Origin of the sequence: Kroppenstedtia guangzhouensis, assembly GCF_014637345.1 — a bacterium.
Classification (GTDB): Bacteria; Bacillota; Bacilli; order Thermoactinomycetales; family DSM-45169; genus Kroppenstedtia; species Kroppenstedtia guangzhouensis.
This window is the reverse complement of record NZ_BMEX01000005.1, coordinates 166,393-191,910: the sequence shown is the minus strand read 5'-3', so window position 1 is coordinate 191,910 and position 25,518 is coordinate 166,393. Positions and strand designations below refer to the sequence as shown.

Annotated in this window: 28 protein-coding genes; 27 read left to right on the top strand and 1 reads right to left on the bottom strand. The window is 53.5% G+C overall.

Annotated elements, in window-relative coordinates:
• Window positions 1–115: 115 nt before the first annotated feature.
• From glpX to IEV46_RS09240, 6 genes are all read left to right on the top strand, one after another.
• Window positions 116–1,081 (top strand): class II fructose-bisphosphatase, encoded by a 966-nt coding sequence (glpX, locus tag IEV46_RS09265; protein WP_188432286.1) that lies wholly within the window; start codon window positions 116–118, stop codon window positions 1,079–1,081.
• A gap of 99 nt (window positions 1,082–1,180) precedes the next feature.
• Entirely contained in the window at window positions 1,181–2,443 is a 1,263-nt protein-coding gene (gene rho / locus IEV46_RS09260) for a transcription termination factor Rho (protein ID WP_188432284.1), read from the top strand.
• Window positions 2,444–2,530: 87 nt separating this feature from the next.
• Window positions 2,531–3,508: a peptidoglycan DD-metalloendopeptidase family protein gene (locus IEV46_RS18480; RefSeq protein ID WP_188432282.1), complete on the top strand. Its 978-nt coding sequence runs from the start codon at window positions 2,531–2,533 to the stop codon at window positions 3,506–3,508.
• Window positions 3,509–3,693: 185 nt separating this feature from the next.
• The gene (rpmE, locus tag IEV46_RS09250; RefSeq protein ID WP_188432279.1) at window positions 3,694–3,891 is read left to right on the top strand and encodes a 50S ribosomal protein L31; all 198 of its coding nucleotides are present in this window, start codon (window positions 3,694–3,696) and stop codon (window positions 3,889–3,891) included.
• 85 nt (window positions 3,892–3,976) lie between these two features.
• Window positions 3,977–4,585, top strand: coding sequence for a thymidine kinase (locus IEV46_RS09245; RefSeq protein WP_188432277.1), 609 nt, complete (start codon window positions 3,977–3,979; stop codon window positions 4,583–4,585).
• Between the two features lie 31 nt (window positions 4,586–4,616).
• Complete coding sequence (locus tag IEV46_RS09240; RefSeq protein ID WP_188432275.1) at window positions 4,617–5,102, top strand: hypothetical protein; 486 nt, start codon at window positions 4,617–4,619, stop codon at window positions 5,100–5,102.
• 179 nt (window positions 5,103–5,281) lie between these two features.
• Here IEV46_RS09240 and IEV46_RS09235 read toward each other — a convergent pair whose 3' ends face one another.
• The gene (locus tag IEV46_RS09235; protein WP_188432273.1) at window positions 5,282–6,346 is read right to left on the bottom strand and encodes a CPBP family glutamic-type intramembrane protease; all 1,065 of its coding nucleotides are present in this window, start codon (window positions 6,344–6,346) and stop codon (window positions 5,282–5,284) included.
• A gap of 445 nt (window positions 6,347–6,791) precedes the next feature.
• Here IEV46_RS09235 and prfA point away from each other — a divergent pair, with 445 nt between their 5' ends.
• The 21 genes from prfA (at window position 6,792) to atpD (ending at window position 25,513) form a co-directional block, all read left to right on the top strand.
• Window positions 6,792–7,859, top strand: coding sequence for a peptide chain release factor 1 (gene prfA / locus IEV46_RS09230; RefSeq protein ID WP_188432271.1), 1,068 nt, complete (start codon window positions 6,792–6,794; stop codon window positions 7,857–7,859).
• A 186-nt stretch (window positions 7,860–8,045) separates the two neighbouring features.
• A complete protein-coding gene (gene prmC, locus IEV46_RS09225; RefSeq protein WP_229736014.1) occupies window positions 8,046–8,939 on the top strand; it encodes a peptide chain release factor N(5)-glutamine methyltransferase in 894 nt (297 codons plus the stop codon).
• Window positions 8,940–9,295: 356 nt separating this feature from the next.
• Window positions 9,296–9,982: a stage II sporulation protein R gene (gene spoIIR, locus IEV46_RS09220; protein ID WP_188432269.1), complete on the top strand. Its 687-nt coding sequence runs from the start codon at window positions 9,296–9,298 to the stop codon at window positions 9,980–9,982.
• A gap of 110 nt (window positions 9,983–10,092) precedes the next feature.
• Window positions 10,093–10,539 (top strand): GNAT family N-acetyltransferase, encoded by a 447-nt coding sequence (locus IEV46_RS09215; protein WP_188432267.1) that lies wholly within the window; start codon window positions 10,093–10,095, stop codon window positions 10,537–10,539.
• Window positions 10,540–10,828: 289 nt separating this feature from the next.
• On the top strand, window positions 10,829–11,887 hold the full coding sequence (locus IEV46_RS09210; RefSeq protein WP_188432265.1) for an L-threonylcarbamoyladenylate synthase: 1,059 nt from the start codon (window positions 10,829–10,831) through the stop codon (window positions 11,885–11,887).
• A 107-nt stretch (window positions 11,888–11,994) separates the two neighbouring features.
• Window positions 11,995–12,558: a manganese efflux pump MntP gene (locus tag IEV46_RS09205; protein WP_188432263.1), complete on the top strand. Its 564-nt coding sequence runs from the start codon at window positions 11,995–11,997 to the stop codon at window positions 12,556–12,558.
• Between the two features lie 120 nt (window positions 12,559–12,678).
• The gene (locus IEV46_RS09200; RefSeq protein ID WP_188432261.1) at window positions 12,679–13,323 is read left to right on the top strand and encodes a low molecular weight protein arginine phosphatase; all 645 of its coding nucleotides are present in this window, start codon (window positions 12,679–12,681) and stop codon (window positions 13,321–13,323) included.
• Window positions 13,324–13,653: 330 nt separating this feature from the next.
• Window positions 13,654–14,094, top strand: a complete 441-nt coding sequence (gene rpiB, locus IEV46_RS09195) for a ribose 5-phosphate isomerase B (RefSeq protein ID WP_188432260.1) — start codon at window positions 13,654–13,656, stop codon at window positions 14,092–14,094.
• A 4-nt stretch (window positions 14,095–14,098) separates the two neighbouring features.
• Complete coding sequence (locus IEV46_RS09190) at window positions 14,099–14,659, top strand: TIGR01440 family protein (RefSeq protein WP_188432258.1); 561 nt, start codon at window positions 14,099–14,101, stop codon at window positions 14,657–14,659.
• Window positions 14,660–14,690: 31 nt separating this feature from the next.
• A complete protein-coding gene (glyA, locus tag IEV46_RS09185) occupies window positions 14,691–15,983 on the top strand; it encodes a serine hydroxymethyltransferase (RefSeq protein ID WP_373284595.1) in 1,293 nt (430 codons plus the stop codon).
• A 114-nt stretch (window positions 15,984–16,097) separates the two neighbouring features.
• Window positions 16,098–17,525: an RtcB family protein gene (locus IEV46_RS09180; RefSeq protein WP_188432254.1), complete on the top strand. Its 1,428-nt coding sequence runs from the start codon at window positions 16,098–16,100 to the stop codon at window positions 17,523–17,525.
• Between the two features lie 297 nt (window positions 17,526–17,822).
• The gene (upp, locus tag IEV46_RS09175; RefSeq protein WP_188432252.1) at window positions 17,823–18,452 is read left to right on the top strand and encodes a uracil phosphoribosyltransferase; all 630 of its coding nucleotides are present in this window, start codon (window positions 17,823–17,825) and stop codon (window positions 18,450–18,452) included.
• A gap of 258 nt (window positions 18,453–18,710) precedes the next feature.
• The gene (locus tag IEV46_RS09170; protein WP_188432250.1) at window positions 18,711–18,929 is read left to right on the top strand and encodes an AtpZ/AtpI family protein; all 219 of its coding nucleotides are present in this window, start codon (window positions 18,711–18,713) and stop codon (window positions 18,927–18,929) included.
• Window positions 18,930–18,988: 59 nt separating this feature from the next.
• A complete protein-coding gene (locus tag IEV46_RS09165; protein ID WP_188432249.1) occupies window positions 18,989–19,402 on the top strand; it encodes an ATP synthase subunit I in 414 nt (137 codons plus the stop codon).
• A 9-nt stretch (window positions 19,403–19,411) separates the two neighbouring features.
• Window positions 19,412–20,128, top strand: coding sequence for a F0F1 ATP synthase subunit A (gene atpB, locus IEV46_RS09160; RefSeq protein WP_188432247.1), 717 nt, complete (start codon window positions 19,412–19,414; stop codon window positions 20,126–20,128).
• Window positions 20,129–20,178: 50 nt separating this feature from the next.
• Complete coding sequence (atpE, locus tag IEV46_RS09155; RefSeq protein ID WP_188432245.1) at window positions 20,179–20,406, top strand: F0F1 ATP synthase subunit C; 228 nt, start codon at window positions 20,179–20,181, stop codon at window positions 20,404–20,406.
• Between the two features lie 106 nt (window positions 20,407–20,512).
• Window positions 20,513–20,977 carry a F0F1 ATP synthase subunit B gene (atpF, locus tag IEV46_RS09150; protein WP_188432440.1) on the top strand — a complete coding sequence of 155 codons (465 nt, stop codon included), beginning with the start codon at window positions 20,513–20,515 and terminating at the stop codon, window positions 20,975–20,977.
• Entirely contained in the window at window positions 20,974–21,519 is a 546-nt protein-coding gene (locus tag IEV46_RS09145; protein ID WP_188432243.1) for a F0F1 ATP synthase subunit delta, read from the top strand. Before atpF ends, IEV46_RS09145 begins: the two co-directional genes overlap by 4 nt.
• Before the next feature lie 27 nt (window positions 21,520–21,546).
• Entirely contained in the window at window positions 21,547–23,064 is a 1,518-nt protein-coding gene (gene atpA / locus IEV46_RS09140) for a F0F1 ATP synthase subunit alpha (RefSeq protein WP_188432241.1), read from the top strand.
• A gap of 90 nt (window positions 23,065–23,154) precedes the next feature.
• Window positions 23,155–24,027 (top strand): ATP synthase F1 subunit gamma, encoded by an 873-nt coding sequence (gene atpG, locus IEV46_RS09135; RefSeq protein WP_308420295.1) that lies wholly within the window; start codon window positions 23,155–23,157, stop codon window positions 24,025–24,027.
• A 76-nt stretch (window positions 24,028–24,103) separates the two neighbouring features.
• Window positions 24,104–25,513, top strand: a complete 1,410-nt coding sequence (gene atpD, locus IEV46_RS09130; protein WP_188432239.1) for a F0F1 ATP synthase subunit beta — start codon at window positions 24,104–24,106, stop codon at window positions 25,511–25,513.
• Window positions 25,514–25,518 lie beyond the last annotated feature (5 nt).

Below are 25,518 nucleotides of genomic sequence, written 5' to 3'. Positions count from 1 at the left end.
CAACGGTCGCGTGGTGGGACACGATCTCCACTCCCAAAATACAGCTGATCAACACGCTTGATAAATTTGAATTCCGGAGGTTCCCGGAACGGAAAAAGCTGGGGAGGGATTGAAGTTGGAACGTAGTTTGACAATGGAATTGGTCCGGGTTACGGAAGCGGCTGCCGTGGCATCCGGTCGCTGGATGGGTTTGGGGAAAAAAGATGAAGCGGATGAGGCTGCCACGTCTGCTATGCGAACCGTCTTTGACACGATTCCGATGCGGGGTACCGTTGTCATCGGTGAAGGGGAGATGGATGAAGCACCGATGTTGTACATTGGAGAGCGGCTGGGTCTCGGTTACCTTCCGGAGGTGGATGTGGCGGTCGACCCTCTGGAGGGGACCAATATCGTGGCGAAGGGACTTTGGAACGCTCTGTCCGTCGTGGCTGTAGCTGACCGCGGCAACCTGTTGCACGCCCCGGACATGTACATGGACAAAATTGCAGTGGGACCGGGTGCTGTCGGACATGTGGATCTCAACGCCCCGGTGGAGGACAATCTCTGTTCCGTTGCCCGGGCTCTCGGTAAGGATGTCAATGACCTGGTGGTCGCGTTGCTCGACCGTCCGCGGCATGCAAAAATCATTGAAGATGTCCGCCGGACCGGTGCCCGGATTAAACTGATTCCAGACGGGGATGTAGCCGCGGCCATCCATACCGCTTTTCCTGATACCGGTGTGGACCTGCTTTTGGGTCGGGGAGGAGCTCCCGAAGGGGTGTTGGCAGCGGTGGCCTTAAAATGTCTGGGTGGAGAAATCCAAGGGCGTCTGATCCCCGAGAATGAAGAGCAGTTTCAACGTTGCCTCAACATGGGGATCCAGGATCCGGGTCAAACCTTGTTTATGAAGGATTTGGTCGGTGGAGATGACGCTATCTTTGCAGCCACGGGGGTAACCGACGGTGAATTGCTGAAGGGAGTTCGTTACAACGGCACCATCGCCACCACCCATTCAGTGGTGATGAGGGCCAGGACCGGAACAGTCCGATTTATTGACGGTAAGCATCGTTTGGAGAAAAAGCCGAATCTGGTCTTGGAATAAGGGGAAATCATCCGGCAGGTTCGGAGACTCCGGAATATCCGCCGGAGGAATGGGCCAAGCTGATAGGACATTCTGAAAAAAGTGCGGTGATGGCTATTGATGGATCTTTCCTTAAACAATCTGGAGAACCGGCGGTTGCCGGAACTGTATAAACTGGCCAGGGAGTATCAGATTTCCAATTACAGTCAAATGAAAAAGAAGGAACTGATTTTTGCAATTCTGAAGGCTAAGGCGGAAAAAGCGGGTTTGATGTTCATGGAAGGAGTGTTGGAGATTATGCCGGAGGGATATGGGTTTCTCCGCCCCATCAACTATCTTCCGTCCACAGAAGACATCTACATTTCCGCTTCGCAAATCCGTCGCTTTGACCTTCGCACCGGGGATCTGGTGTCCGGAAAAGTGAGAGCCCCGAAAGAGAATGAGCGGTATTTTGGTCTGTTGCAAGTGGAAGCCGTCAATGGCGAAGATCCAGAGCAGGCCGCAGAACGTCTTCATTTCCCCGCCTTGACCCCCCTGTATCCCCAAGAGAGGCTCAGTCTGGAGTCGCAACCGGATAAGTTATCCACTCGAATCATGGACCTGGTCGCGCCGGTCGGGTTGGGACAGCGCGGGCTGATCGTAGCCCAGCCAAAGGCCGGGAAGACAATGTTGCTCAAAGAGATTGCCAACAGCATCACAACCAATCACCCCGGAATATCCCTGTTTGTTCTCCTGATCGACGAGCGGCCGGAGGAAGTGACAGATATGCAACGCTCGGTCAATGGAGAAGTGGTCAGCTCCACTTTTGATGAGATGCCTGAGAACCATATCAAAGTGGCGGAGTTAGTCCTGGAGCGGGCCAAGCGGTTGGTTGAACACAAACGGGACGTGGTGATCCTGCTCGATAGCATCACCCGACTGGCCCGGGCGTATAACCTGGTGATTCCGCCCAGTGGTCGTACCTTGTCTGGAGGGATTGACCCGGCTGCCTTCCACCGGCCCAAACGATTTTTCGGTTCCGCCCGAAATGTGGAAGAGGGCGGCAGTTTAACCATTTTAGCCACAGCGCTTGTCGATACGGGCTCCCGGATGGATGATGTGATTTATGAGGAATTTAAAGGAACCGGCAATCTGGAACTTCACCTGGATCGCCGTCTTTCCGAGCGACGGATTTTTCCGGCCATCGACCTCCGCCGCTCCGGCACCCGAAGAGAGGAACTTCTTCTGTCCAAGTCGGAACAGGAAAAATTGTGGACTCTGCGCAAAACCATGTCCGAGGGGCTGGAATACACCGATTCATTTTTGCGCAAGCTGGCTGAAACGGAGACCAACGAGGAGTTCCTCTCCAAACTTGAATCCCGTCCTCGGTCTTCCACCGCATAATTTCATAATCCCTGCTTTTCCGTCATAGGATGCATTGGAGAGACGGGTTTTCATCTTTCCAAAACATCCTTTGGGGTGGGTGGTGTCATGACCAATAAGACCACACTGGTGGCTTCCTCCCTTTCATTGTGCACGGCTTCCTTTTTCACAGGCAGTGATGGAGAATCCGTCAGTGCCGCAACAGAAGAGGGGATCCAACCCCACTCTCCGGAATGGAAAAAAGAGAGACTCGCCCAGGAAGCTCTCTATCAATACCTGAATCCAGTTTCCTCTGTTGCGGAAGGGCATCTGGCAGTCAAATGGGATAAAAAGCTGCTTTCCTATAAGGTGGAAAAAGGGGATACTCTCTACGGGATCGGTCTTCGCTATGGGGTGGACCACAAGGTCCTGGCGGATTTGAACCGCATTAAAGATCCGCAGTTATTACAGGCGGGGCAACGATTGAAGATTCCGGTGGAATTGAAGCGGATTCGAGTCAAGGAAGGACAAACCTTGATCTCCATTGCCGAGGAAAACGAAGTGACGGTCACTGCGCTTAAAGAGGCCAATCCGGATCTGAATCTCTCTTCTGCCCCCTATGTGGGACAAGTGCTGACTATCCCCCTGGAATTCACTCCTGCTATATCCCGATCTGCAACCCAGCCAGCAAAGGGCGGTGTCCGGCTGGCAACGTCGGACACCGGCGTGGGCCATTCATTTTTTCGTTGGCCTGTCACCGGCCAGATCACCAGCCGGTTCGGCTTGAGACACGGAAAGATGCACACAGGGATCGATATCTGGAATGAGCGCGGTGCACAGACACCGATTCAGCCGGCTCGGGATGGCACCGTGGTCCGGGCCGGGTGGGGAGGCAATTACGGTAATTTGGTGGTGGTGGATCACGGCGGGGGCTGGACCACCTATTATGCTCATTTGAGTCGGATTTCGGTCAGCATTGGACAGAGGGTCACCCGTAAAAGTGAGATCGGCCATATGGGGACCACCGGAAATTCGACAGGTGTCCATCTTCATTTTGAGATACGACGGAATGATCAACCGATCAACCCACTCACAAAGCTCCCTTGACCGGTCTGCGGGAAGCACTTTTATTGTTTATCACTGAGACTCCGATAATCAAGCTGGTTTTGGGAAAAGATGGGATGTCCGCCTCCTTCCTCTTGCAGGTGAGGATTATCCGTGATATAATTTCTTAGTGGTTTTACGTCGGATAAGCGATGGATGGAACCCGATGTGAAAAGAGGTGAAGTTTCATGAAAGCGGCTATTCATCCTGAGTACAAACGGACTATGGTGACCTGCGCTTGCGGGAATACCTTTGAAACCGGCTCGACAAAGGAAAACCTGCGCGTGGATATCTGCTCCGCATGCCATCCCTTTTTCACCGGCAAACAGAAGCATGTGAGTGCCGGGGGTCGTGTGGATCGATTTAAGAAGAAATACAACCTCTAAATCTTGATATAGATGGTTCAGGGGAATAAACAGGCAGGCGGCCATCGCTTGCCTGTTTCTCCGTTGATACATAGGGGGGAGAATGATGAACCCGGTGACCAGGGATGGATGGATTGAGGTCATCTGCGGGGGGATGTTCTCGGGAAAGAGCGAGGAGCTGATCCGCCGGATCCGCAGGGCACGGATTGCGAGGCAGAGGGTGGCTGTTTTCAAACCTGCCGTCGATACCCGTTATCGCTCTGAAGCTGTCACTTCCCATAACGGAGTTTGTACGGATGCGACGGTTTTGCACAGGGCAGTACATATTCTGGATTATGTATCTGATGAGATCGATGTGGTGGCAGTCGATGAAGTCCAGTTTTTTGATGAGGAGATCGTCCATGTCGCTCAGGCATTGGCCGACCGGGGAATTCGGGTGATCTGTGCAGGGCTGGACCAGGATTTTCGGGGAGTTCCTTTCCGCCCGACGCCAGACCTGATGGCGGTGGCTGAGTATGTGACCAAGTTGCAGGCAATCTGTGTTCGCTGCGGCAACCCGGCAGGCCGGACACAGCGGCTGGCCGACGAGGGGCCGGCGGGTGTGGACGAGCCTGTTGTACAGGTGGGAGCCAAGGAAAAATATGAAGCCCGATGTCGACACTGTCATGAATTGGCGGAGCGGAAATCTTTATCCAAGAGTTTTTCACCTTCCTGAGAGATACACTAGTCTCAGGGAGGTGTTTTTTATGAATCGGTGTACCGGTGTCTTCATCATCCTATGCCTCCTGTTTGCCGGCTGCGCCGGTGCGGGGAATCAGGGGGCGGCCACCGACCGGGATCAAAGTCCGGCCCGGACCGGTTACCGGTTTCAAAAGGATCAATACAGATATCTTCAAGATGACGGTCGGTTCGGGATCCGAAATGCCAATCCCAACCTGTCAGATGTGGGGCAATGGTCCGAGATCAAACCTGTGCGGACGGACGCCGAAAAACAGATGGGGGCCGTCGCCCGAAGCGTGGAAGGTGTCAAGGATGCCGAAGTTCGGATAGTGGGTGGACATACTGCAGTCAAGGTCACACCCGAGAGCAAAATTTCCCGGAGGGATTACAGGTTGTTGGAGGAGAAGGTTCTCAGGAAATTGACCTTCGTTTTTCCTCGTTATGAAATCCGGGTCCGTGTTGGAATGAGCAAATGGAATCCTCTGCGCTATCTTCCCAGTGGAGGGAAATGAGTAACAAAGGCTTGAGCCATGGAGGGATTGGCTCAAGCCTTTGTGCACCCAGAAGTATTGTGAAAAAGCGTTGACAGGGAGAGTTGGGTGTCACATGGAGTGATTTTGGCAGTTCAGAACAACGAAAAGGTCATGTGAAATCCAATCCTGACCCGGGCCAGCACTCATTCACAACGCTTCTAGGAGTAGAGAGCGGCCAAGACCCCGAGGGAAATGTTGTAAGTGGCATGGACCACCATGGTGGTGCTGGTGTTGTAACGATTGCGAAGCAAGCCGAGGACGAGACCGACCAGGAAAACGACCAAAGTGGACAGACTGAGTCCGTAATTGCTATGAAGCAATGTGAACAGCAGGGTGGTCAGCAATAACCCGAATCGGGGCAGCAAGGCTCCCCGGAAAATGGCTTCTTCCCCCAAGGCGGCGGACAGTCCCAATGTCAGGATTCCCCATAACGAACCGTAAAGGGGCCCCAACAATTCTTCCGTCAATTTTTCCACATGGGGATCCTGGGTAAATCCGATCCACTGAGCCAAATTTTCCAACAACAAGGCTCCTGCCACCAATAACAGGCCTGAACCGATTCCGATTAGCACCTGACGCCCGGTCGGCAGGACCAATCCCAGGCGGCGAAGGCTCTCTTTCAGGTTTCGTCGGGTGAACCAACCCACTCCGATCAGGGCAATGAAGAAAAAAGTGATCTGTTGCGTCCATAATTCCGGCATCGGATTGGCAACCTCACCAGGAGTGGCGGTCAGCCGGCTGATGGTGTCCAGTCCCAGGGCGATAAAGAAGAAGAAATAAATCCAGATACACATGGAAAAGGACAGGGAAGCCGTGTGGACCATATGATCCGACCGGATGGGAAGGACACGGGCAATCATTCGCCGCACGGCCGGGATCAACAGCAGGAGCCCTATCAGAGATGGAATCCAGAAGCTGGCTCCCACATAGGGAAGGGATTGAAACAGGGTGTTCACCAGTTTGGGGTCGATTCCGGGCATTTCAACCGGAACATCGATTCCCTCCCGGGAGGCTATGAAACCGGTCAGGTGAACCATTGCTCCGACGATGAACATAAAGAGATAGGACATGATGAGGAGTACATAAGAGAACACCAGCAGTGTGACAGAGGCTCCTCCCCGTTTTCCATCCTTTATCAAGCGGGGACTCTCCGCCCCATTTGCCAGCAACAAAAGAATGAGAAGAGGAATGAATTGTATAATTACTGCGATTACTTCTGTCATGGATACACTCCTTTATGGCTCGCGCCTTACTTGGCAGGATCTAGTGTTTTCTCCAGACTGCGGGTATGATGTAATACTTCTCAACACAAGCTTGTTGATTAGAAGCGTTATGAAAAACCTGGAACAGGGAGGGTTGGTTTACTGATTACCAGACACCTCATGTGGGAAGATCACAGTCCTGCACAGAAGGATCGGAATACCGCCTTTCATCCACCGCAAAAACCTGTAACGGGATACAGCCTGAATTTGGTTTCCCAGTTCAACTTCCGATCTCCATTATATCACAGATTTTCAGATTAACTGGTACAAAAGGTGTCCGGGATCTGTATCCCTTTTTGACGGAAAGGGCTGATTATCCTATAATAATTACGTTATCCAACTATTCGGCTCATCACACACAGGCGGGAGATTCTCCCCCTCAATGAACCTGCGGGAGTGAAGCGGTGTGTTGGAGCGATTGGAATCGATCCGTCAACGGTATGAAGAATTGAATCAACTTCTCAGCGACCCTGAGGTGATCCATAACACCGATTTGCTTCGCAAATATTCGAAAGAACAGTCTGATCTGGAACCGAAATATCATGCCTACTGTGATTACACAGAGGTTGCCACTCAGTATGAAGAGGCCAGAATGATGCTGGAAGAAGAGTCGGATCCTGAGATGTTGGAATTGGTCAAAACGGAACTAGAACAGCTCTCCGATCGGAAAAAGGAATTGGAAGAAGAGATTAGGTTGTTACTTCTCCCCAAAGATCCCAATGATGACAAAAATGTCATTGTCGAGATCCGGGGAGCTGCCGGCGGGGAGGAGGCAGCTCTGTTTGCGGCGGATTTGTATCGGATGTATACCCGATACGGAGAGCAGATGGGTTGGAAATCGGAGATCCTGGATACGAACACCACGGGGTTGGGCGGTTTTAAAGAAGTGGTGTTTTCCGTTCAGGGGCAAGGTGCATACAGCCGGTTGAAATATGAGAGTGGGGCTCATCGGGTTCAGCGGGTGCCGACGACGGAATCCGGAGGGCGGATCCACACCTCCACCGCGACAGTAGCTGTTCTCCCCGAAGCAGAAGAGGTGGATGTGGAGATCCAGGACAAAGATCTTCGGATCGACACCTTCTGTTCCAGCGGCCCGGGGGGACAAAGTGTCAATACGACCAAATCCGCCGTTCGCATCACCCATCTGCCCACCGGGATCGTGGTCTCCTGTCAGGATGAAAAATCCCAGCTCAAAAACAAGGAGAAGGCGATGCGGGTGCTCCGGGCCCGGCTGTTGGATCAAAAACAGCGGGAAGAAGAGGCTAAACTGGCCGATGCCCGCAAGGTGCAGGTGGGTACAGGGGACCGCAGTGAGCGTATCCGGACATATAATTTTCCACAGAGCCGGGTGACGGATCATCGGATCGGGCTCACTCTTCACAAACTGGATCTGGTGATGGAAGGGGAGCTGGATGAAATTATCGATGCCCTGGTGCTGGAGGAACAGGCGAAGCTTTTAAAACAGGCAGAGTAAAAAAGGGTGGCGATGCCGCCTGTTTTTTTGTCTTTTTGGAAGCATTGTGAAAAACTGATCACAGGAAGGGTTGGGTTTCACATGGGGTTCTTTGGCTCGTCTGAAACTTTGGCATCCGTTTGTGAAGCTCCATCCCGATCGTTTCAAAAGCGCGCTATATCACAGGGATCTTGAGAGGTGGTCCCCTTGAATTCGGAATGGAATCAGATGGTGACCGTTGCACAAGCCTACCGACTGGGAACCCGTTTCCTGGAGGGGTATCGGGTGGAAAGCCCCCGGTTTATTTCGGAGCTGTTGCTGCGGGTTGCCTTGGGCTGGGATCGGACGGAGCTGTTCACCCGGTTTCATGAGCCGTTGCCTTCAGAGGCAGCCCATCGTTTTATCACTTGGTTAAAGAAGAGGGCTGAGGGAATTCCTGTTCAGTATTTGACCGGGGAGCAGGAATTTTTCGGCCGCTCCTTCCGAGTGGAACCTTCCGTGCTGATCCCCCGCCCGGAAACAGAAATCCTGGTGGAGACGGTTCTTCGGGAAGCGGACAACATATGGAAGGGGAGATCTGTAACCGCAGCCGATATGGGAACAGGAAGCGGTGCCATTGCGGTCACACTGGCCTTGGAAAGACCCGACTGGGGAATAGTTGCTGTGGATCGCTCCCCGGAAGCGCTAAATGTGGCCCGTCAAAACGGAGTGAAAAATGGGAGTGGGGATCGTATCCGCTGGCTGCAGGGGGATTGGTTGGATCCGCTTCGGAAGCGGGATATCCGGGTAGATGTGCTGGTTTCCAACCCGCCTTATATCCCGGTGGGGGAGATTCCCCACCTCGATGCAGAGGTGAGAGAGCATGAACCCCGGATCGCGCTGGACGGGGGACGAGACGGATTGGACCCTTATCGTATCCTGGTGAGGGGGATTCCGGCAGTTTTGAAAAATCCGGGTCTGGTTGTTTTTGAAGTAGGAGAGAACCAATCGGAAATCGTCGGGAACATGCTGGAAGAGAGTCTTGCCGGCGCACAGGTTTCCTTTGTGTCCGATCTGGCCGGGCGACCGCGGGTGGTAGTCGCCCGAACAGACAAGAGGTGACCAGGGTAAAAGGAGTCGTCTATGGTCACAGCGAGACCGGGGGCGAGTTCGTCGGGATGGTTGTTTTGTGGGCTGAGTGGTCGGAGACGGATTCCCCCGGCAACTTATAAGCGTTGTGAAGAATCGTCACAGGGAGGGTTGGGTTTTACATGAAGCCTTTGGTTCGTCGGAATCTTGGGGCGCCGTATGTGAAACCCATCCCGACTGATTCAAAAGTGCTATATCACAGAGCTTCTATGGATGGGAAGGAGGGAGGAATTCCCCGGGAAATGAAGTTCAAACCCGTGTAATCTGTGATTAAACCTGTGGCTGCCTGTCCATAATGAAGGATAGATCAGTCTAGGAGGGTTTATCCGATGCGGGTTCGCACTTATACGGTATTGTTTTTGTTGACAGTCATTATTTTTGCATTCATACAATGGACCGACAGTGGAGAAGATAGGGAGCACGGGGTGGGGGCGGTGAGGGCGCATTCCGGTGAAGAGGGGGAGATTCCCGACGAGGCGATTCGTCTCCGGATTCTCGCCAACAGCGATTCAGACCGGGATCAACGCTTGAAACAGCAAGTGCGGGATGCGATGATCCGGGAGATCGGAGGTTGGGCACAAAAACCGGCCACTCTGGAAGATGCCCGGCAACTGTTGCGCTCCCATCTTCCCCGACTGGAAGGGGTCGCCAAGCAGACCCTTCGGGATAACGGATTTTCCTATCCGGTCAAGATTCGGTTCGGGGAAGTTCCCTTTCCGACCAAACTTTACGGAGACAAGGTGTATCCCGCCGGGAAATATGAGGCTCTGTTGATCACCATCGGGGAAGGGAAAGGAGACAATTGGTGGTGTGTACTGTTTCCACCGCTCTGTTTTGTCGATATGAGCAACGGGGATGCCTTGGAGGAGACGGACCGGGCTGTTGCTGCCGGCCAGGCGATGGCAGCACCTGCCCGGGTGGAGAAGATCAATTTCCCCCAGGGGCCCGAAAAAACGGAAATTCGTTTTTTTCTCCTCGATTCTCTGGAGGATTTCTTTTCCGGACTCTTTGATTGATCGAAGGTTCCCTGTCACTTGTGGACAGGGAACCTTTTCATCTGTTTTTGGTTCTGCATCCTCTGTTCACTTCATAGATTCATAGAGAGAAGTGAGAGGAGGATGGGACTGTGTTCACTGTCAGGCACGCAAATCAAGGAGATCGGGAAGTGATCCTTCAGTTGCTTCAGCAGGCAGGGGTCAGCAAAAAAGGCGTGGATCGTCACTTGGAAAATTTTTTACTGGTGGAAGAGCCTCCAAAGGGAAGAAAAGTGGGGACGGTGGGGTTGGAAATCTACGGTGACCGGGGGCTGTTGCGTTCCTTTGTGATGGAAAGGAGTTCCTGGAATGCAAAGACCGGCTTGGAATTGATCACAGTGGTTCTCTCCTTTGTACAGCGGTTGGAGTTGAAAGAGATTTATCTTCTGACAGGGATCTCTCCAAATTTATTTGAATATTTCGGATTTCAACCGGTGAAGTGGGAAGAGCTTCCCGGGGAGATCCGCCATTCCGCTGATGTCCGGGTCGACGAAATAAGGGCAGTGCCGATGGTGTACCGGAATACCGGAGGCTGTTGATCAACCGGGAAAACATTATTCAGAAAAGGGACTGCATTTTGGCAAAGTGAATCCTGGGGAGACTTGTGCTGGTGAGAGTACAAAATCTCTCCGCCGATATACACGGCCCGATCCGCAGCAATGGTTGGATCAGACACGGCCTGACCCAACCGCCTGTTCTTTGCCTGGGTGGGATGAGAACCAGAGGATATGGTATCATAGGGAAAGTTCAGCCGGACCCGGCCTGTGACACTGGTGTAAGACCGTTTTTGCAGGCTGATTTTTTCCATGGAAAGGGTCGAATTCGGGAATGGAAACAAAACACTGGCAGATCGACGTGGAAGCTGACCTGAACCATCATCCCGCGATCCGGGAAGCGGCGACACTGTTGCGGGAAGGACGTCTGGTGGCATTTCCCACGGAAACGGTTTACGGATTGGGAGCCAGTGCGACCGACCCGGAAGCGGTCGCCTCTATATACAAAGCGAAGGGAAGGCCATCGGACAACCCTTTGATCGTACATCTTGCCGATGAACAAGGATTGAAGGATTGGGTTCGGGAAATTCCGGAGTCAGGCTGTTTGCTGGCTCGCCGTTTTTGGCCCGGTCCCTTGACCCTGATTTTACCCCACCGGGGAAATCTGGCCCCTCAAGTGACTGCGGGATTGCCCACTGTGGGGGTGCGGATTCCTTCTCATCCCGTGGCGCTCGCCCTATTAAAAAACAGTGGGTTGCCAGTGGCGGCCCCCAGCGCCAACCGGTCAGGTAAGCCGAGTCCCACAGAAGCCGGACATGTACGGACCGATTTGGCGGGTCGGATCGACGGAATTTTGGATGGAGGGGCCACGGGGGTGGGGGTGGAATCCACTGTGGTGGATGTGACGGTGACACCTCCGGTGTTGTTGCGGCCGGGGGGTATCACCTTGGAGATGCTGCGGGAGGTCGTCGGGGAAGTCCGGGTTGATCCCGGATTGCAGGAAGAACGTAAATCCCCCCGTTCACCCGGAATGAAATATCGCCATTATGCGCCCAGAGGGGAGATGTGGGTCATTACCGGGGAAGGGGAGGAACAAGTGAACCGGATTCAACAGATGGTAGATGAGGCGGTTCGGTCCGGAAAGAAGACAGGAATCCTGTGTACAGAAGAACATGCTTCCCGTTACCGGGCCGACTGGGTCGTTGTATGCGGAACCCGCTCCCGTCCGGATACCATCGCCCGGGAATTGTACGCAGCACTGCGCCGGTTTGACGAAGTGGGTGCCCAATGGATTGCAGCGGAAGGCTTTCCACCGAGGGGAGTATTATACTCTGTGATGAACCGGTTGAGCAAAGCGGCGGAAGGCCGGGTGATCGACCCTGATCGAGATTGAAGCGGCGGAGGCCCTGCCGCTTTGCCCGTCCCTTGGGACGGGCGGTTCTTTTTGTCCACTCCACCGCATATCTTTCAAAGACATGAGAGGTGCGGGGAGGAGTGAGAATGGACTTTTCCTTGCCACTGTGGGGGCAGTTTTTCACTTTGTGGATGATATCCGTGGCCCTTGGGATGGACGCCTTTTCTCTGGGGATCGGAGTGGGGATGCAGGGGCTCAGGTTTCGTCGTATCTTGTTGATCAGCGGGATGATCGGTGTTTTTCACATATTGATGCCTCTCGTGGGCTTCACCGTCGGACGGTTTTTGGGTTCATTGGTGGAAGAGATTGCCGTGATGGTGGGTGGAGGACTCCTCTGTTTATTGGGGACCAATATGTTGATGAATGCATTTCACGTCACAGGGGAAGAGGAATCCCCTCTCCATGACAGCCTGTGGGGTCTTCTTCTGCTTTCTTTCAGTGTCAGTCTCGATTCTTTGTCAGCGGGTTTGTCCCTTGGCTTTTTTGCGGCAGATCTCCTGCTGGCAGTGCTGTTGTTTGGAACGACAGGGGGTGTCATGGCCTGCACGGGCATGTTGCTGGGACGCCGCGCGAGGTCCTGGATCGGAGATTACGGAGAGGCTGTTGGGGGCTTGATCCTGATCTCTTTCGGTCTCCGGTTTTTACTGTGACGGGACAGACTTGTTTTGATTGATGTATGATGGGAAAAACAACGGTTGCATAACCTTGTCGGGGCTTGAGACAATGTAAAGTATCAACCGCCAGTACTTCCCGGAAAGGGGGATGAATGGGTGAAAAGGGTGTTGTTTGTTTGCACCGGGAACACTTGTCGCTCCCCCATGGCTGAGGCGATATTGCGTGAGAAAGCAGTCAAGGGGGGATTCCGGCTGGAAGTTCGGTCTGCCGGAATTTCCGCCATGAACGGAGCATCCCCATCCGATGCAGCCCTCCAAGTGATGAAAGAAAAGGGCATCGACCACAGCTCCCACCGGTCCCGTGCCCTCTGTGAGGAATGGGTGGACTGGGCAGACCTCATTTTGACGATGACCCCGGCTCATAAACAGATGTTGATCCGCTATTATCCCGAGGCGGTGGACAAGTCGCACACACTGAAGGAGTATACGCTTGGAGACGCCCAAAAGGAAAAGGTGAAAACTCTCCAACGCCTTGAGGCGGAATTGGAAACCCGCAGGGCATTGCTGGAGAAGGCCCGGAAAGAGGGGGACCATTTGAGGGAAAAGGATTTGCAGGTGGAATTGAAGGAGCGGGAGGTCTCCTCTGCATCTCTCCGGAAAGAAGTCAACGAGATGTTGTCCCGGATGGATGTGGCGGACCCCTTTGGCGGAGATGTGGAGGAATACCGGCGCTGCGCCGCTGAGATCGAGGTGCAGGTGGAGAAATTGTTGGATCGATGGAAGAATGAAAGAAAATCATGAAACAGGGTTTGGAGGATCAAAAAGCGTGGTGAACATGTTCACGGGGAGTGCCTTTGGATCCAAAGTGCGACAGGTCGGGTGAATCCAACCCCGTGGGATCAAAAAATGGCAACGTTTTTAGAAGCGTTGTGAAAAAGCTGTCATACCCACAGGGCACAAGTCGTGCCTAGGGTCGCTTCGCTCCCTGATCACGCTATGCAGGGAGGGTTGGGTTTCACATGGAGTGATTTTGGCAGTTCAGAACAACGAAAAGGTCATGTGAAACCCAATCCCGACCGATCCGGCCAGCACTCATTCACAAAGCTTTTAGTGGACAGGGGGACTCAAGAGATGAGAATCGTGATCGGATCCGACCACGGAGGATTAAATCTGAAAGAAACGGTGAAGCAAGTGTTGAATGAACTGGGGATGGAAGTTACAGATGTCGGTTGCGACTGCCCAGACTCCGTGGATTATCCCGATTATGCTCTGCCTGTGGCGGAAAAGGTGGCACAAGGTGAATTTGACCGTGGCATTCTGATCTGCGGTACTGGGATCGGCATGTCCATTGCCGCCAACAAGGTGAAGGGGATTCGTTGCGCCGTGGTGACGGATGAATATTCGGCCCGGATGAGTCGGGAACACAACAATGCCAACATCCTGGCCCTGGGTGAACGGGTGGTGGGTCCCGGGCTGGCTGAAGACATTGTCAGAACATGGTTGACGACGGAGTTTGCCGGTGGCAGGCACCACCGTCGTGTGGACAAAATCGGTGCTTTGGAAGGGAAGTGAACTTGTGCGGGAGCAGATCCGGAATCAAGTGGTCCGGGTGACGGAAGAGCTGCTCAAGACCAAGCCTTTGGATCACCGTAACCTCCTGGTGATGGGTGTCAGCACCAGTGAAGTGGCAGGCAAGCAAATCGGGAGCGGGGGCAGTGACGAAGTGGCCACCGCCATTTTGGAGGGGGCCCTTCAGGTTCAGAATTCATATGGTTATCACCTTGCGTTTCAGTGTTGTGAGCATCTGAATCGGGCACTGGTGGTCACCCGCCAGACACAGGAACAGTTTCAACTGACAGAGGTGGCGGCCGTTCCGGTACCCAAGGCAGGAGGTGCGATGGCTTCCCGGGCATACCGTCATCTGAAAGGGGCGGTCTTGGTGGAGGAAGTCCTCGCCGATGCGGGGATCGATATAGGGGATACCCTGATCGGGATGCATCTGAAGCCGGTGGCAGTTCCGGTTCGCCCCTCGCATTACATCGGCGAAGCCCATGTCACCATGGCTGTCACCCGACCCAAATTGATCGGCGGAGCACGGGCGGTTTATATTTTGACAGAGACGGAGAAGAAGGGTTGAAGAGTTTGATGGATGGTTTTCTCCGTTTTTGATGTTAGAATGGACGGGAACGGCTGGAATAAAGGAGGAGAAGCCAGTGAATTCTGTCAGGCAAAAGGATCCGGAAATCGCGGCGGCCATCAGTAAAGAACTGGGCCGGCAACAAGAAAAAATTGAACTGATCGCATCTGAAAACTTCGTAAGCCGGGCTGTCATGGAAGCCATGGGCAGTGTGATGACCAATAAATATGCTGAAGGTTATCCGGGCAAACGCTACTATGGTGGCTGCGAATTTGTTGACGAAGCGGAGGAGCTGGCAAGGGACCGGGCCAAGCGATTGTTTGGAGCAGAGCATGTCAATGTTCAGCCTCATTCCGGAGCTCAGGCCAACATGGGGGTTTATTTTTCTGTACTGGAACCGGGGGATACCGTTCTGGGCATGAACCTGGCCCATGGTGGTCATCTGACCCATGGGAGTCCGGTCAATTTTTCCGGAAAAATGTACAACTTCATCGCCTATGGGGTGGATTCGGACTCCCATCGGATCGATTATGAAGAAGTGCGGAGGCTGGCTCTGGAACACAAACCAAAGTTATTGGTGGCCGGGGCCAGCGCCTATCCCCGAACCATCGACTTTGCCAAAATGGGGGAAATCGCCAGGGAAGCAGGAGCCTATCTGATGGTGGATATGGCTCACATCGCGGGACTGGTGGCGACGGGACACCATCCCAGCCCTGTATCCCATGCCGATTTTGTCACCACCACCACCCACAAAACTTTGCGCGGCCCCCGGGGCGGAATGATTCTTTGCAAGGAAAAATACGCCAAACAGATCGACAAATCGATTTTCCCGGGAATTCAAGGCGGTCCCCTGATGCATGTGATCGCAGCCAAGGCTGTCGCTTTCCGGGAGGCTTTGGACGATTCCTTTAAAAAATATTCCGGACAGGTGGTGGATAACGCAGCCCGCCTCGCGCAAGCATTGATTGGGCGCGGTTTTCAACTGATTTCCGGTGGGACGGACAACCATCTGATTCTGATCGATGTCCGCAACCTCGGCCTGACAGGGAAAACGGCGGAGCATCTGTTGGATGAGGCCGGGATCACCACCAATAAGAACGCCATCCCCTTTGATCCGGAAAGCCCCTTTGTCACCAGCGGTCTTCGCATCGGAACCGCGGCGGTCACTACCCGGGGGATGGACGGGGAAGCGATGGATGAGATTGCCAATATCATGGAGCTGGTGTTAAAAAATCCGGAAGACGGGCAGTCGAGGGAGAAAGCCCGCCGGCGTGTCGCCTCCCTCACATCCCGCTATCCACTATATGCCGATATGGAGAACTGACCGGAAGCCCCTCCTTCGAGGGGCTCATTTTTTGAAGGAAAAAACGGAAATGATCGTATTTTCTGCCCCCTTCTGCTAAAATAGTGGGACTTGGGTGATTCGGGGGAGGATACGATGATTGAAAATCATGGAAACAACCATCGCGAACTAAGGCTGACCCATGGGAATCTCCATGTATTCGCCAACGATGAAGTGTTTGCGCAGCTGGATCAAAAAGTGTTTCAGATGGCCGATAACAATTTGAGAATTCCCCGCAGCATTCACATGAGCTACACTCCAGACACCCATGTGGGAATCGGCACCTGCATCGGGACGACGGCGGTGTGGGGGATGAAAGACGGTTTTGTCTCCCCTTCCATCGTCGGTTCCGATATCGGTTGCGGGATGCGTCTTCATCTGACCGGTCTCAGGGAAGAAGATTTGCGGGGACGCCAGGTGAGACGGGAGTTGGTACAGGCGGTGGAGAAGTTTGTGCCCGTCAACGAGCGTTCCACTTCGAGATACAGTGACATCCGACTGGAGAACGTGGTCAAGGAAGGGATTAAGGGCCTACCGAAAAAATATGTCCCTGATGCTTACACTCCGCGCTCCACCCGTTCCTTAACCCATGTGGAAACCGCCCGGTTCAAATTTGACACAAATTTCCTGGGAGAGATTCCCGATAAGGTGTGGGGGCGAGCTTGGGGACAACTGGGAACTCTGGGGGGAGGAAATCATTTCATCGAATTTCAGCGGGTGGAAATTTCAGAGCAGAAGCGGGATGTGGCTGAAGCCTGGGGATTGTTCGATGGACAGATCGTGGTGATGATTCACTCCGGGTCCCGGGCATGGGGCGGAATGATGGGAGCTCGCTATGTAAAGGACTTCAAGCGGGCGATGCAAAAGTGGGGTGTGGGGACTCCGGACCCCAACCTTGTCTATGCCCCCATCGATTCGGAAGAGGGAAAGCGGTACATCAACTTGATGTATTCCGCACTCAATTTTGCCGTCGCCAATCGGCATATGATCGCTTACGGGGTACTTCAGGGATTGAAAGAGTTCGCCGGGAATAACATGGAAATGCCAGTCTTGTATGACCTGATGCACAACTATGCCCTGAAGGAAGTTCATCGCAACCAACCGATGCTGGTTCACCGAAAGGGAACCACCCGAGCTCTCCCGCCTGGCCATTTCATGAACGCGCCTCCTTACAGAAAAACGGGGCATCCCGCCTTGATCCCCGGGTCCATGGGGACGGCTTCTTACATCATGGTCGGAGAAAAGGCCGGGGAGAAAAACTTCCACTCCATCTGTCACGGGGCCGGACGACTTCGCTCCCGGCGTGCCACCAAAGAATTGGTCACAGTGGATGCTTTCTCCCGTTCGATGAAAGTGGGAACCGATGAAGAAATCGTGGTCAATCAAAACACTTTGGAGTCAATTCTGGATGAGTCTCCTCAAGCATACAAAGATGTGGATCAGATCATCGACTCCGTGGAAGGGGCGGGTCTGGCCACGGTGGTGGCCCGCTGCAAGCCGGTGGCCGTGATCAAGGGAGTTTGAGCTAGATTTGGACCTGGGCGCACCTTGGTTGGGAAATGGGTGATGATCAGGGAGTCCGTCTGTTGTAAAAATTCTCTTTGCCCTCCATGGTAATAACTCGTACATCACTTTCCGATTTGCACATCAAACCCGCCAATTGAGGGCGGGTTTCCTTCTTCCGGGGCAATATATAAAAGAGGATCGAAAGTATTGTGCAAAAATCACCAGTCTATTGTCCGTCAAGTCGATGGACAATCGCCGAAAAGACCAGTAAAATGTTTGAGAACTGTTGAGATCCGATGGAAGGGAGTGTAAAATTTGAGCAATGTTTATGTTTTTGATCACCCGCTGATTCAGCACAAACTGACCTACATCCGGGACAAGAACACGGGAACCAAGGAATTCCGGGAACTGGTGGATGAGGTTGCGGCACTGATGGCCTATGAGATCACCCGGGACATGCCCTTGCAGGAAGTAACCGTACAGACTCCGGTATCCGAAGCCAAATGCAAAGTGCTGTCAGGAAAGAAATTGGGTCTTGTTCCCATTCTGCGTGCAGGCTTGGGGATGGTAGACGGCATATTGCGTCTAATTCCCACTGCAAAAGTGGGTCATGTCGGATTGTACCGGGATCCAAAGACTCTGGAGCCCGTTCAGTATTATGCTAAGATGCCATCGGATATCGGAGAGCGGGAGTTGATCGTGATCGATCCCATGCTGGCTACGGGGGGATCTGCCGCCGAAGCGATCCGTCGCATCAAAGATATGGGGGCGAAAAACATTAAACTGATGTGTTTGATTGCAGCCCCCGAAGGGATTGAACGGGTGCAACAAGCTCATGAAGATGTGGACATCTATGTTGCCGCTGTGGACGAAAAGCTGGATGAAAACAGCTATATTGTCCCCGGTCTGGGGGATGCCGGCGATCGCCTCTACGGTACCCGGTGAAGAAGTGGCAGTAGCAAAAAAACCGTAAATGACCGCCCCTTCTGGAGCGGATACGTTTTTAGGAACCCTGTTGGGAATAGTATTTCTCTGTTCCCAAAGGGGGAACAAAATGTGACAAATTGTTCATCTTTGGGGCCGGTGGAAGCGTTGACACATTCCCCGAGCCTTCGATACGATGTAAAGTGGGATGGAGCGATTTTTGGCTTGCTCCTTACAACGGCATCTTACCTGCAACCCTTTTGTGAATGGGGGAGATCCTTGAAGAAACAACCGGAGAATCCCTGGAAGATCATTGGTTTGTTCGGTTCTTTGGGCGTGGAAATCCTCTTGTTCATCGTGGGCGGAGCTTGGCTCGGTCGGTTCTTGGACGACAAATGGGGGAGCTTTCCGACCTGGACAGCCACAGGGTTGCTGGGAGGAATGTTGCTGGGAGGAGTCAGCACCTTCATGGCCATCCGTTTTTTACGGAAGAAATAGTGTTGAAAACTTCTCAAGCCGTGACAGCAGTCAGCTTTGGTCACTGAGGGAGGTTGCCATTGGACTTTCAACCCTACAGGGAATCCCTGGAGATTCGGCGGCGCCGTGTCATGATCCTGACAGCTTGTTCTCTGGCACTGATCTTTCTTCTGTGGTTTACCTTGCCCACGAAATCTTTTTTTGCCGGAATGTTTTTGGGGGGGCTGGTCAGCCTATACAATGTTCTCCATATCGCCAGAAAACTCCGGTTGGCCGGAGAAATGGCCTTAGCCGGTGAAGGGTCTCGTCCGGGCCTCGGATTGACCAATCGCTTCCTCGCCTTGATTCTCCCCTTGATCCTGGGAATCCGCTATCCGGAGCAAGTAAATGTCCTCAGTATTTTCCTTGGGCTTCCCCTCGGCTATGTGGCTGCAGTTGTGGTAGAGTTAAGTTTGATAAAATCTGGTTTTGGCAATCAAGAAAAAAGGGGGTGAACGAAAAGGATGGAGTCAACGCCGAAGGTTGAGTTCCTCAACATGACCTTTGATCTGACCATCATCATCGGGACAACGGTGACCTGTCTCATCGTTTTCCTGATCTCGGTGCTGGCCACCCGGGGTCTCAGCAGGGTTCCGAGAGGTCTTCAGAATTTGGTAGAGATGGCGATCGACTTTGTCAGGGGCATCACCCGGATGACCTATGACAACAAAACAGCGGATAAGTATGTGGTTTTCAGCTATACGCTGTTTATGTTTATCCTGGTCGCAAACCAACTCGGCATTTTCCTCATGGTCACCATGCATGCCGATCAACCCTTCCCTGCCTTGGGGATTGCGGAAGATGACCATGTCGCCTGGTTCAAGTCACCCACGGCGGATCTGAGTGTCACCTTGGCAATGGCGGTCGCCGTCGCTCTGTACACTCATATTGTCGGGATCCGGTCGGGGATGAAGAACTATCTCGGTCACTACCTGACTCCGTTGGGACCGATTCATTTAATTGAAGAGTTTTCAAAGCCCTTGACCCATGGGATGCGTCTGTGGGCCAATATCTTTGCTGGTGAAATCCTGATCACGATCATGATCACCGAGGGATCCCCCTTGATCACAGGTGCTCCCGTCATTGTTTGGATGGGCTTCTCGCTGTTTGTGGGTGCAATTCAAGCTTATATCTTCACGGTCTTGGCCAATGTGTACATCTCTCAAAAAATGGCACACTGAGTTTGGTGATACAACAGATTTTTGAACAGGTATAAGGGAGGAAAATGAGAATGGATTTCAACATGCTTGCCGCCGGTATCATGATTGGTTTTGCTGCTCTGGGTGCAGCTCTGGGGAACAGCTTTTTGTTCAGCAAGTATATCGAAGGGATTACACGTCAACCGGAAACCCGCGGCACCCTCTTCGGGCAAACGATGATCCTCTTCGGTCTGATCGAGGCCCTTCCGATCATCGGTGTCGGGATCGGGATCCTGCTGGCTTTCGGTATTATCGGTTAATAAGCCGGTTCAAAGTGAGTGGCGGGGGAGTTCTCTTTTCCCCGCCATCTGTTCGATCCTAGGGTATTGAAGGGAGTGATCCGGATTGTCTTTCACATGGGGGACCATGTTATTCCAGGTCGTCGCGATTTTGATTTTGATGTTCCTGTTGAAGCGTTATGCCCTGGGCCCGGTCATGAAGGTGATGAACGAGCGATCAGAGCACATTGAGCAACAGATCACCACTGCGGAGCAGAATCGGGCGGAAGCGGAAAAATTGGTGGCTGAACAAAAAGAAGCTCTCAGTCAAGCCCGCCAGGAGGCCAAGGATCTTCTGGAACGAGCCAGAGCCCAGAAGGAGCGGGAAGCGGAGGAAATCATCCGGGATGCCCGTGAACGCGCTGAACGTTTGATCAGTGAAGCCAAGTCCGAAATCATCTCGGAGAAGGAGCAGGCGATCCAGGAACTCCGGGATGAAGTGGGAACTCTTTCGGTGATGCTGGCTTCCAAAATGATTGAAAAAGAAATCAAAGCGAAAGATCAGTCTGCCTTGGTGAAAAAATACTTGAACCAGGTGGGCGAACTGCAATGAGCCGCTCCATCATTGGCAGACGATACGGAAAAGCCCTCTTTGAAGCCGCCAGGGAACAGAACGCTCTGGATCAAACGGCCCAAGATTGGCAGCTGGTGACCGACGTTTGGACCGGGCATCCGGAGCTTCGGGAGTGGGCCCTTCATCCCCGTGTGACCCCGGGGGAGAAGAAGGAGGTTTACGACAAACTGTTCAAAGACTTGTCTGAGCTGACCCGCAACCTCCTTCATCTGATCGCCGAACGTAACCGGGAAGATGCCATCGAGGCCATCGGCTCCGAGTATAAGGCCCTTGTCCATGAAGCGAAAGGGGTTGCGGAAGCGGAAGTGATCACCTCCCATCCTCTCACCAAGGCAGGGGAGAAAGAACTGATCGCTGTCTTCCAGAAAATCATCGGAAAAACCCTGGTGATCACCAACCGTGTCGATCCCGACATCCTCGGCGGAGCCGTTGTCCGGATCGGGGATCGTCTGTATGACGGCAGTCTGGCGAACAAACTGAAACGATTCCGGAAAGAATTGACCGCGTCCCGCATCGGATAATCGGATGGGAAGGATAGAGGTGAAATCATGAGCATCAAGCCTGAAGAGATCAGCTCTCTGATCAAGAAGCAGATCGAACAGTTTGAAGGAGACATCGAGGTGGTCGATGTCGGCAGCGTGATCCAGGTCGGGGACGGGATTGCCCGGGTCCACGGTCTGAAAAATGTCATGGCCGGTGAGCTCGTCGAGTTTGAAAACGGCGTGATGGGCATGGCGCAAAACCTGGAAGAAGATCATGTGGGTGTGGTGATCCTCGGTCCCTACACTGAAATTGGCGAAGGAGACCAAGTGAAACGGACCGGCCGGATCATGGAGGTTCCGGTGGGAGAAGCCCTGCTGGGCCGGGTGGTCAACCCTTTGGGGCAGCCTCTGGACGGAAAAGGGGCTGTCGAAACTTCAGAGTACCGTCCGGTGGAATCTCCCGCACCTGGTGTCATGGACCGGAAGTCGGTTCATGAACCGCTCCAGACGGGGATCAAGGCGATCGATTCCATGATCCCGATCGGCCGCGGCCAGCGGGAATTGATTATCGGGGATCGGCAGACCGGTAAAACCACGATTGCGGTGGATACGATTATCAATCAAAAGGATCAGGATATGATCTGTATCTATGTGGCGATCGGTCAAAAGCAATCCACTGTGGTCGGTGTGGTGGAAAAACTGCGTAAAGCAGGTGCCATGGATTACACCATCGTGGTGAGTGCCAGCGCCTCGGAACCGTCACCGCTTTTGTTCCTGGCTCCCTATGCCGGGTGTGCCATGGGTGAACATTTCATGTATCAAGGGAAGCACGTGTTGGTGGTATATGACGACCTGTCCAAACAGGCTGCCGCCTATCGTGAACTTTCCCTGCTCCTGCGCCGTCCGCCTGGACGTGAGGCGTTTCCGGGGGATGTCTTTTACCTGCACTCCCGCCTGTTGGAGCGTGCTGCCAAGCTATCCGATGAAAAAGGTGGCGGTTCCTTGACAGCTCTTCCCTTTATTGAGACCCAGGCCGGCGATATTTCAGCCTATATTCCGACCAACGTGATCTCCATCACCGACGGTCAGATCTTTCTGGAGACCGACCTTTTTCACTCCGGTGTGCGTCCCGCGGTCAACGTGGGTACGTCCGTATCCCGAGTCGGTGGGGATGCCCAGATCAAGGCGATGAAAAAAGTGGCGGGTACCTTGAAGCTGGATCTGGCTCAATATCGGGATTTACAGGCTTTTGCCCAGTTCGGTTCCGATCTGGATAAAGCTACCCAGGCCAAGCTCTCCCGCGGGGAGCGTCTCGTGGAAATCCTGAAGCAGGATGAAAACGATCCGATGCCCGTCGAAAAACAGATCATCTCCATCTACACCGCCACCCGGGGTTATCTGGATGATATTCCGGTGGAAGATGTGCTCCGGTTTGAAAGCGAACTTCTCTCTTTTGTGGATGCTGAACGGGCCGATCTGTTACAGAAGATCCGTGAGCAAAAGACACTCAGTGAAGAGATTGAAGAAGGCATCAAGAAGGCAATCCAAGATTTCAAAAAGGGTTTCGCTCCTTCTAATCAGTAACCGATGTTGAAGTCGCGGCTGGACCGTCGTCGGCTTCCTCGTGATGGAAGCCGACGACTCCGCCCGACGGTGGAAAGGCGGTGAAGATGGTTGGCTGAAAATATGCGGGATATCAAGCGGAGGATCACCTCCGTTCAAAATATCAAACAGATCACCAAAGCCATGGAGATGGTGGCTGCGGCCAAGTTGCGCCGGGCTCAGGAGAAGGCCGAGTCCGCCCGCCCATACACAGAAAAGATGAGGGAAGTGATCGCCTCTGTCGCCGTCGCGACGGATGAAGTTCAACACCCGATGCTAGTCTCCCGTCCCGTGAAGAAAACGGGATACCTGGTGATCACATCGGACCGGGGACTGGCGGGGGGATTTGACGGAAACGTGTTGCGCACTTTGGTCCAAACTGTGGAAAAACGTCACGGGAGCAAGGACGAATATGTGGTCTTCGTGATGGGGCGGAAGGGGAGCGACTTCTTGAAACGCCGGGACATTCCGGTGATCGGGGAGGTGACGGGTCTTCCCGACAGTCCGGAATTCAGCGACATCAAATCGATCGTATCCCAGGCGGTCGGTATGTTTGCCGAGGAAGAATACGATGAATTGTTTCTCGTATATAACGAATTCATCAATCCGGTCACTCAACGCCCTGTCGAAAAGCGGCTCCTCCCCCTGGCTGATCTGGGAGAAGAGGAGAGCAAAAGCGATCTGAAGGCTCTGTACGAATACGAACCCTCCGCCGAGGAGGTACTGAGCGTACTGCTTCCCCGTTATGCGGAAACCTTGATCTACAGCGCACTTCTGGAGTCCAAGGCGAGCGAATTCGGAGCCCGGATGGCAGCGATGGGCAATGCGACTGACAATGCTTCCGAGATGATCGGGGCTTATACATTGCAGTACAACCGGGCCCGCCAAGCCGCCATCACCCAGGAGTTGGCCGAGATTGTGGGTGGGGCCAGCGCTTTGGAATAAAGCCGAACCGTGTATTTGAATCATATATCCCGTCAGGTTCCACGGGATGGCACTTGCAGTTTAAGGAGGGAAACGGATGAGCACCGGACGCGTCATGCAGGTGTTGGGTCCCGTCGTCGACATTCAATTCGACCAGGGTCACCTGCCTGAAATCAACAACGCGATCAAGATTGATTATAAAGCGAAATCTTCAAGTGAGCGGGATCTCAACCTGACTGTTGAAGTTGCGTTGCAACTGGGAGATAACATTGTTCGTTGCATTGCGATGGGTTCCACCGACGGTGTGGTTCGCGGTATGGAAGCGGTGGACACGGGCAAACCGATCACCATCCCGGTGGGGCGCCCCACCTTGGGACGGGTGTTCAACGTATTGGGAGATCCCATTGACGAAAAGGATCAAGTCAAATCGGAAACCCATTACTCCATCCATCGTCCCGCACCCAGCTATGAAAATCTCTCCACCCAGGAAGAGGTGCTGGAAACCGGAATTAAAGTGGTGGACCTGTTGGCACCCTATGCCAAAGGTGGAAAAATCGGGCTCTTCGGAGGGGCCGGTGTGGGGAAAACTGTGTTGATCCAGGAACTGATCAACAACGTCGCCCTTCAGCACGGGGGGCTGTCCGTTTTTGCCGGAGTGGGTGAGAGGACCCGGGAAGGGAACGACCTCTACTATGAAATGAAGGATGCTGGCGTTCTGGACAAAACAACCATGGTCTTCGGCCAGATGAATGAGCCTCCGGGGGCCCGGATGCGGGTGGCCTTGACCGGGCTGACCATGGCGGAGTTCTTCCGGGATGAAGAAGGACAGGACGTATTGTTCTTCGTCGACAACATCTTCCGTTTCACCCAGGCTGGATCTGAAGTGTCCGCTCTCTTGGGGCGGATGCCGTCCGCCGTTGGTTACCAACCGACTTTGGCCACAGAGATGGGTCAACTTCAGGAACGGATCACTTCCACCAAGAAAGGGTCCGTCACCTCGATCCAAGCGATCTACGTACCTGCCGACGACTACACCGACCCGGCGCCGGCCACCACCTTCGCCCACTTGGATGCCACCACCAACCTGGAGCGTTCCTTGGCGGCAAAAGCCATTTTCCCGGCGGTGGATCCCCTGGCATCCACTTCCCGGATCCTGAGTCCGGCCGTTGTGGGAGAGGAACACTACAATGTGGCCCGTGGGGTTCAGGAAGTGTTGCAGCGCTACAAAGAACTGCAGGATATCATCGCCATCCTGGGGATGGATGAATTGAGCGAAGAAGACAAACAGATTGTGGCTCGTGCCCGCCGGATCGAGAAGTTCCTGTCTCAGCCGATGCACGTGGCTGAGCAGTTTACCAACGTGCCTGGTAAATACGTTCCGATCAAAGAAACCGTCCGCAGTTTCAAAGAGATTCTCGAAGGCAAGCACGACGATCTGCCGGAAGATGCTTTCTATATGGTGGGAACGATTGAAGAAGCAGTTGAGAGGGCAAAAACTCTCGTCTGACGGGC

Bases quoted from the DNA above. Each gene is read 5' to 3' on its own strand.
- rho (WP_188432284.1), top strand. From the start codon at position 1,181: ATGGATCTTTCCTTAAACAATCTGGAGAACCGGCGGTTGCCGGAACTG.
- IEV46_RS18480 (WP_188432282.1), top strand. From the start codon at position 2,531: ATGACCAATAAGACCACACTGGTGGCTTCCTCCCTTTCATTGTGCACG.
- rpmE (WP_188432279.1), top strand. From the start codon at position 3,694: ATGAAAGCGGCTATTCATCCTGAGTACAAACGGACTATGGTGACCTGC.
- IEV46_RS09245 (WP_188432277.1), top strand. From the start codon at position 3,977: ATGAACCCGGTGACCAGGGATGGATGGATTGAGGTCATCTGCGGGGGG.
- IEV46_RS09240 (WP_188432275.1), top strand. From the start codon at position 4,617: ATGAATCGGTGTACCGGTGTCTTCATCATCCTATGCCTCCTGTTTGCC.
- IEV46_RS09235 (WP_188432273.1), bottom strand. From the start codon at position 6,346: ATGACAGAAGTAATCGCAGTAATTATACAATTCATTCCTCTTCTCATT.
- spoIIR (WP_188432269.1), top strand. From the start codon at position 9,296: ATGCGGGTTCGCACTTATACGGTATTGTTTTTGTTGACAGTCATTATT.
- IEV46_RS09210 (WP_188432265.1), top strand. From the start codon at position 10,829: ATGGAAACAAAACACTGGCAGATCGACGTGGAAGCTGACCTGAACCAT.
- IEV46_RS09205 (WP_188432263.1), top strand. From the start codon at position 11,995: ATGGACTTTTCCTTGCCACTGTGGGGGCAGTTTTTCACTTTGTGGATG.
- rpiB (WP_188432260.1), top strand. From the start codon at position 13,654: ATGAGAATCGTGATCGGATCCGACCACGGAGGATTAAATCTGAAAGAA.
- glyA (WP_373284595.1), top strand. From the start codon at position 14,691: ATGTTAGAATGGACGGGAACGGCTGGAATAAAGGAGGAGAAGCCAGTG.
- IEV46_RS09180 (WP_188432254.1), top strand. From the start codon at position 16,098: ATGATTGAAAATCATGGAAACAACCATCGCGAACTAAGGCTGACCCAT.
- atpB (WP_188432247.1), top strand. From the start codon at position 19,412: ATGGAGTCAACGCCGAAGGTTGAGTTCCTCAACATGACCTTTGATCTG.
- atpE (WP_188432245.1), top strand. From the start codon at position 20,179: ATGGATTTCAACATGCTTGCCGCCGGTATCATGATTGGTTTTGCTGCT.
- atpF (WP_188432440.1), top strand. From the start codon at position 20,513: ATGTTATTCCAGGTCGTCGCGATTTTGATTTTGATGTTCCTGTTGAAG.
- IEV46_RS09145 (WP_188432243.1), top strand. From the start codon at position 20,974: ATGAGCCGCTCCATCATTGGCAGACGATACGGAAAAGCCCTCTTTGAA.
- atpA (WP_188432241.1), top strand. From the start codon at position 21,547: ATGAGCATCAAGCCTGAAGAGATCAGCTCTCTGATCAAGAAGCAGATC.
- atpD (WP_188432239.1), top strand. From the start codon at position 24,104: ATGAGCACCGGACGCGTCATGCAGGTGTTGGGTCCCGTCGTCGACATT.